The organism is Methanoregula sp. (assembly GCF_023227875.1).
Classification (GTDB): Archaea; Halobacteriota; Methanomicrobia; order Methanomicrobiales; family Methanospirillaceae; genus Methanoregula.
In genome coordinates, this window is sequence record NZ_JALOCH010000006.1 from 198,838 (window position 1) to 205,344 (window position 6,507).

The 6,507-nt window shown below is 56.9% G+C and carries 7 protein-coding genes; 3 read left to right on the forward strand and 4 right to left on the reverse strand.

What is annotated here, in order from left to right:
• Positions 1–96: 96 nt before the first annotated feature.
• The 3 genes from M0R30_RS08495 to cofD form a co-directional block, all read right to left on the reverse strand.
• On the reverse strand, positions 97–1,284 hold the full coding sequence (locus M0R30_RS08495; protein ID WP_292545835.1) for a HEAT repeat domain-containing protein: 1,188 nt from the start codon (positions 1,282–1,284) through the stop codon (positions 97–99).
• A gap of 126 nt (positions 1,285–1,410) precedes the next feature.
• On the reverse strand, positions 1,411–2,328 hold the full coding sequence (locus M0R30_RS08500) for a PEGA domain-containing protein (RefSeq protein ID WP_292545837.1): 918 nt from the start codon (positions 2,326–2,328) through the stop codon (positions 1,411–1,413).
• A gap of 80 nt (positions 2,329–2,408) precedes the next feature.
• The gene (cofD, locus tag M0R30_RS08505; RefSeq protein ID WP_292545839.1) at positions 2,409–3,311 is read right to left on the reverse strand and encodes a 2-phospho-L-lactate transferase; all 903 of its coding nucleotides are present in this window, start codon (positions 3,309–3,311) and stop codon (positions 2,409–2,411) included.
• A 39-nt stretch (positions 3,312–3,350) separates the two neighbouring features.
• On the opposite strand from cofD, the gene M0R30_RS08510 reads away from it, so the two are divergent.
• The 3 genes from M0R30_RS08510 (at position 3,351) to M0R30_RS08520 (ending at position 5,577) form a co-directional block, all read left to right on the forward strand.
• The gene (locus M0R30_RS08510) at positions 3,351–4,556 is read left to right on the forward strand and encodes an HD domain-containing protein (protein ID WP_292545841.1); all 1,206 of its coding nucleotides are present in this window, start codon (positions 3,351–3,353) and stop codon (positions 4,554–4,556) included.
• 74 nt (positions 4,557–4,630) lie between these two features.
• Entirely contained in the window at positions 4,631–5,116 is a 486-nt protein-coding gene (locus M0R30_RS08515) for a hypothetical protein (protein WP_292545843.1), read from the forward strand.
• Positions 5,117–5,133: 17 nt separating this feature from the next.
• Positions 5,134–5,577, forward strand: a complete 444-nt coding sequence (locus tag M0R30_RS08520; RefSeq protein ID WP_292545845.1) for a hypothetical protein — start codon at positions 5,134–5,136, stop codon at positions 5,575–5,577.
• Positions 5,578–6,248: 671 nt separating this feature from the next.
• On the opposite strand, the gene M0R30_RS08525 is transcribed toward M0R30_RS08520, so the two are convergent.
• Positions 6,249–6,507: hypothetical protein (locus M0R30_RS08525; RefSeq protein WP_292545847.1), on the reverse strand; the 259-nt coding region annotated here is incomplete at its 5' end.

Sequence of the window (6,507 nt, forward strand, 5' to 3'; positions counted from 1 at the left end):
CCTGTCGGATAAAAGACAGTAAAGGTATGTGAACCCGTTGCCGGAAAAAGCGGTCCGTTCACCGCGTGCTAAAAAAATATAATATATCCGGACGGGTTATGCCCCGGTCCGGTTCTTGATCATCTCAAGGGCTTCGAAGGCCTCTTTCCTGACCGTGACGTTCTCATCCGAGAGCAGGCCGGTCAGGTGATCGACTGCCTTCTGGTCGCCGATCTCGCCGAGCAGGAGGGCAGCCCGTTTCCGGACATCGCTCTGGTCATCCTTCAAGACCATGATGAGCGGCGTCGTTGCCGGCTGACCGAGCATCCAGAGCGCCTCCATGGCGCCGGTCCTCATACGGCTCTCCCCCTCGCGGAAGACCTGCATGAGCGGGGCGATGGCGGGGACGCCGAGGGCTGCAAGGGCTTTGACGGCCTCGATCCGCACGATCCGCTCGGGGTCGTCGAGTCTCTCGATCGTCTTTGGGATCGCCCGCGTGTTCCCGATCTGCCCGAGCACCTCAATGGCACCCCGGCGGATGCCCGGGTTCGGATCGGAAAGAGCGGCGCTCAGGACATCAATGGCAGGGTCGCCGATGGTGACAAGTGCAAGGGATGCCCTCCGGCCGACATCCTCGCTCGTGTCCACCAACGCCCGTATGAGCGGTTCGATGGAGGGTTCCCCAAGGGAGCAGAGGGTCGCCATCGCGGCCGTCCGCACTTTCTCCTGCGCATCGTGGAGGCTTTCGATGAGAGGCGCGACCGCACGGGGATCACCGATACGGCCGAAGGCAACAGCGGCCTCGTACCGGACACCGGCATCGCTGTCCTTTAAGGATTCGGCCAGGACCTGCACCGCCCGCTCCTCGCCCATGATCCCGAGTGCCTGGACGGCGCCCCGCCGGATCAGCGGGTGGCTGTGCCTGGTGGCCTGTACAAGGGGAGCAACGGAGGGTTCCCCGATCAGCTGGAGCGCCCGGATCGTCTCCTGCCGGACATCCTCCCCAGGGTCATCTAATGCACTGATCAGGGGATGGACCGCCGGAGCGCCGATCTTGCCGAGCGTGTCGGCAGAACCCCGCCGGATGATCCAGTATTCGTCCTTAAGCCCCCGGATCAGCGGTTCGATGAACGGCTCGCCAAGGTCGCCGACCGATCGGACGGCGGCCCAGCGGGCGTCGAGGTCGCCCTCCGTGAGGGCCCTGAGGAAGTTGTCGTAGCGCTCCTTCTGTGCCTGGAGGCGCGCCTCGTTCCCCTCCTCTTTTCCTGACTTGAACAGGTTGAGGAATTTATTGATAATAGCCATGAAACTTCTCCGAACAGATATTAGTATATAAATCCTTCAAATAGGTATCGGACAGGCATTCCGTCCCGATTGAGGCGCTTCCTCTCGATATTCGTGAAAAAACAAAAAATGTAAAATAATTTGGTTTTATTGTGAAAATCCTACCGTGAACTGGGTTGTGCCCGAGGATGTTTTAGGGACATCATACACATACATCGTGTAGGTTCCCGTGGGCATGGTAGTGTCGAGGGTATACGCGAAGTTCCAGTTCTGATTGGCCTGGACCGATAATGTGCCCAGTTCGACACCGCCGGTGTACCGTTCCGGCCCGTATAAAACGAGGTGGACACTTGGGGCGCCAGTTGTACAGAGACCGGAGAACTGAAGGATGTCTCCCCGGGCAGCCGAACGGGTGTTTGAGGTCACCGTGACCTCGCCCCCGCCGATTAGGGGAAATTCCTTCTTTACCGTCACTTTCTTTTCCGGATCGGTGGCGATGATGGTGTATGTCCCCGACTGAACCTTTGATCCCGGGTTCCACGTATAACTCCAGGTACCGAGAGTACTGACATCCGGCGGGGAAAGGGATACCCCGTTTTGGTACGTTCCCGTCCCATAAATGGTCAGCAGGACTTGTTTACATCCTTCGGCCGTACCGGAGAAGATCATCGAGTCCCCAATAGTCATCAATTCCTTGTTTAGTTTCAGTGTTACGGATACCGGGGATACCGACGAGACGGGGGCAACCGTAGTAACGATGCCCGGCGTGCTGACGCCTGCCTTGGGGGTCAGAGCAACAAATACATTGTTCGACCCGGCTGACACGACCATGGTGGCTGACCAGCTCTCGTAGCCGGTATACCTGAATTCAATGGTGTGGCTCCCGGGGTCGATGCCGCTCAGGGTACTGGGCGTTGTTCCCCGGAACTGGTTGTCGAGATAGACTTGGGCGCCGGTGGGGGAGGACGTAAACTGGATGGTCCCTTTTTCCGGGGCCTGTTCAGCAATACATCCCGCCAGCAATACAAAAAAAATCAACGGTACTATGAGTATTTTCCGGATCATCTGCGTGTTTCTCCCTCTCACGATAACCGTTATTGCGGAGCGTTATATAGATTTGCAACCGGGTTTGTATCGGGGAATAATCAGCAGGCCTTGATCAACCGGAGGACTTCCTGTGCCAGTGCCACGCTCTTGTCCTCGTCAACCATCAGGGTATCGAACCGCACCGAGTGGCTCACCTCAACGGGGTCGCGGATATCCTGTACAAAGACATCGGTGAGGCCCGCGTAACAGTTGAAGGTGCCAATCGAGTTTGGCTCATAGCCGGATGCATGCATCAGGGCGGCAGCCGGGCCACTCACTGGTGCATCGCCAATGAACGGGCTGACCGCGAGCACGACTTTGTCCCGAAGGGCCTCCCTTAATCCATCGCAGGAGAGGATGGGCAGGATGCTCGTGATCGGGTTCGAAGGGCCGATCACGATTGCATCGCTCGCCTCGATGGCCTCGATTACTTCCTGTGTTGCAACCGGGGGCTCGTTGAAGCTCCTGACAACCTTCTGGATCTCGATCCTGCCTTTTGCCCGGACCCAGTACTCCTGGAAGTGGATGAGACCGAGGTCCGTCTGCACCTGCGTAGTGACTTCCGTATCGGTCATGGGCAGGACATTTTCGCGGACCCCGTACCGCTCGCAGAGGAGCTTGGTGATGTTCGTCAGCCGCATCCCGTTCCGGAGCATCTCCCCGCGGGCGATGTGGACGGCCCGGTCCTGGTCGCCGATACCGATGAACTCGTCGATGCCCAGCCGCATAATCTCGTCGTGGGTGGTGAAGGTGTCGCTCCGGATCCCCCACCATGTATCGGTGTTGAGCATACCAGAGAAGAGGTACATGACCGTATCGACATCCGGGGAGATGTGGTTGCCCGATATCCAGATGTCCTCGGCCGTGTTCACAATCACCGAGATCTCGTGCCGGTCCATCACTTTCTGCATGCCCCGCAGGAGTTTCGGTGTGCCGGTGCCGCCCGACAGGAAGGTAATCATTACTCAATACTTTTATGCGATGTATATGAAGATTCTTTAGTGAACCTGAAGATCATCAAGGACCCGGTCCATGGCTATATCGAGGTGGAGGACTTCACGCTCCGGCTGCTCGACTCCCCCGTGCTGCAGCGTCTCCGCTATATCCGGCAGCTCGGCTTCTCCTTCCTCGTGTACCCGGGCGCCAACCACACGCGGTTCGAGCACTCGCTGGGCACCATGTTCCTTGCCGGCGTTGCGAGCCGGAGGTTCCAGCTCCCCGAGGACGAGCACCGGCTCGTGGTTGCCGCAGCGCTTCTTCATGATATCGGCCACGGGCCGTTCTCGCACGCGAGCGAGCCCCTGATGGAGCAGTACCTCCACCGCACCCATGACGAGATCGACCCGGTTGTCGAGGAGTATGCCGGCGACCTGCTCGGCGCGGCCGGTGTGGACCCAAAAGAGCTCTGTGCGGTCGTGAAAGGGAACCATCCGCTCTCCAGCATCATCCACGGTGATTTCGACGTGGACCGGATGGACTATCTCCTCCGGGACGCGTACTATACCGGTGCGCCGTACGGCACCGTCGATGCCCAGCGCCTGATCCGGCACCTGATCCGGTACCCGGACGGGACCGTGCTTGACGAGAATGGGGTGAATGCTGCGGAGTCCCTCCTGATCGCCCGGACGCTGATGCGCCCGACCGTTTATTATCACCACGTGAGCCGGATCGGGGAGAGCATGTTCCAGCTCGCGGCGCTGGAGCACTGTGCCGGCCTTGATGACGACAGCGTGCGGCAGTTCCTCCGGATGGACGATGCGGGCTGCACGCACGCCCTGCGCACCTCCCCAAGTGCAGTGGCCCGCGATCTCACGTTACGGCTCTACGAACGACGGCTGTACAAGCGTGCGGTCTATGCCGGCAGCGACCAGGTGAACACGGTGGTCTACCAGGACGGGCTTTCGCTGGAACAATCCCGCGAGTTCGCGGCGCGGATTGCCGGGCAGGCGGGGGTCCGGCCTGAGGAGGTACTTGTTGACATTCCCCCCATCCCCCGCGAGATGTCCCTTGGCGTCCGGGTGCAGAGCCGGAACGCCGTGACGAACTTTGAGGAGCTCTCGCCCCGGATCCGCACCCTCAACATGACGCGGCGCGAGCAGTGGCGCCTCGCTGTCTATACCCTGCCCGAATACCGCGAAACGGTGACCGATGCCGCGTGTGAAGTCCTGCATATCCAGAAGCCGACACGGCAGGATACGTTGTTTTAGATCGTGGAGGCGGAACGAATCGTTTCCCGCGTAAATAAACACTAATATATTACGATTCCCTAACACTCACTCATATGAAATATAGTGTACTTGCAGCCTTTGTGCTGGTTATTGCAGGTGTCATGATCGCCGGATGTACCCAGAGCCAGGGTACGGCGACAACGGCTACCGCTGCCGCACCCTCCGTCACTGCTGCGGTGACATCCGCTGCTGCCGCGACAACAGCGCAGCCGTCGTTCACCCTTGGCGATCACTATCTCGAGAAGTCCTATTCCCTCCAGAGCGAAAAGGACCTGTTCAGCGAGCAGTTCCGGGTGGACGACCCGTCATGGGGCATTGACCTGACGATCCTCCCTCTCAATGATGACCCGCAGTACTGCTGGTTCGAGATGACTGTGAAACACATGGATTCCGGCAAGACGGACACGTACGGGTTTGGACGCACGTTCGGCTATGAAAAACACCAGCAGATCCCGATGTATGTCACCGGCCCCTACCAGATCGACATGAAAGGCAACCGGGTCAAGGTTGACATCATTGCTGCAAAGCGAAATCCATAGTACTGGAGGAAAAACAGATGACTGAAGACTCGATTGTTGTGATCTGCGGCGTAATTGTCATTGTTGTCGTAATCGCAATTGCGGTATGGAAGCTCCGTTACGCGGAGCGCCGGGCGCACGAGAGTACGGTCAAGTTCAGGGTCTACTCCGATCTCCTCAACGCGATCACCGAGCTGAACCTTGCGAGAGGCGACCCCTACAAGATGGATGTTGCAAAGAGGAACCTTGCAATGACCCTCAACCGCCTCAACCTCGTGGGGTGCACAGGAGTGCTCAAGAGCACAAACGACCTCCTGGACTTCCTCAACGATTACAAGGACAAGGACTATGATACCCTCCGGCTCCACAATATTCTCAACACGCTCGTGATCGAGGCGCGCCGCGACCTCAATCCCACGCACGCGAGGAAGATCGAGGAAGCGCAGGTCCGGTACCGTTTCTTTGCGCCGCCTAAACAATAACCGGGATCGGGATCCGGAAGGAGGATCTTCACGGGCCGTTGGAGACCACACCCGATCCCAGTACTTCACCATTTTTTAGCCCGAACCAAAAAAAAGCGTATGATCCAACCAGGCAGCGGGTTGCTGACTATCCGCTATGTGCGGAGGAAATTTTAGAGATCTACCGGTTTCCTCCATTTTGTTTGGATTAATGTAGTCTTAAGAGCATATTTTTTCAAGCAGACTCTGCTCAAAATTTTTCAATCGCGATCATGAGGTGTTAGTTGGGGAGGCTACAATCGGATAATTATGCTACAAAATGCATGTACATGCTACAAAATTTTTGATTTTCCGGCGTAAGATGGTTTGCCGATCAACCAGACCCTGCCTGAAAAAATTTGAGCAGGGGGTGAGGGGGTGGTTGAAAAATTTTTGCCGGAGATTGATTGCGATGCTGATAATGGTGTACCCACTCACTCAGGTTTTTGGCAGGTTGTACACACTACCAGGATTCATGGACGAATTATTAGTGAAGTACTGGACCCGGGGGATGATGTCAGATAAGCCCGCAGCGAGCCTCGTTTGCCAAATGGACGATTCGCATTTCCGGCTGGAGTGGATCTGGTGTCCACGCCCATGGATAATCCGACGGAATGGGGTTTATTTCGAAAACAAAACGATTTAAACCCGTTTCAACCTGCAAAATAGCGGGCGTCCAGCAGCCCCGAAATTTCCACAGGTTTCGGGACGTGAAAAAATAACTGCTGACCGGCGGCCGCTATGACCGTTTTGGAGGGGGGTGCCTGGGACGAAGAAGTAATTCTTTTTTTTGCTCTGTAGAAAACCTTCACGAAGAAAAATTGTAAGAACCTGTGAAGGTTACAGACAATCATTTTCAAGGAGATTTCTTTCAGTTGTATAAGAAATCGTCGAGCTTTGAGATCACTCCCG

Coding starts and splice junctions, on each gene's coding strand:
- M0R30_RS08515 (WP_292545843.1), top strand. CDS start 4,631: ATGAAATATAGTGTACTTGCAGCCTTTGTGCTGGTTATTGCAGGTGTC.
- cofD (WP_292545839.1), bottom strand. CDS start 3,311: ATGATTACCTTCCTGTCGGGCGGCACCGGCACACCGAAACTCCTGCGG.
- M0R30_RS08500 (WP_292545837.1), bottom strand. CDS start 2,328: ATGATCCGGAAAATACTCATAGTACCGTTGATTTTTTTTGTATTGCTG.
- M0R30_RS08495 (WP_292545835.1), bottom strand. CDS start 1,284: ATGGCTATTATCAATAAATTCCTCAACCTGTTCAAGTCAGGAAAAGAG.
- M0R30_RS08520 (WP_292545845.1), top strand. CDS start 5,134: ATGACTGAAGACTCGATTGTTGTGATCTGCGGCGTAATTGTCATTGTT.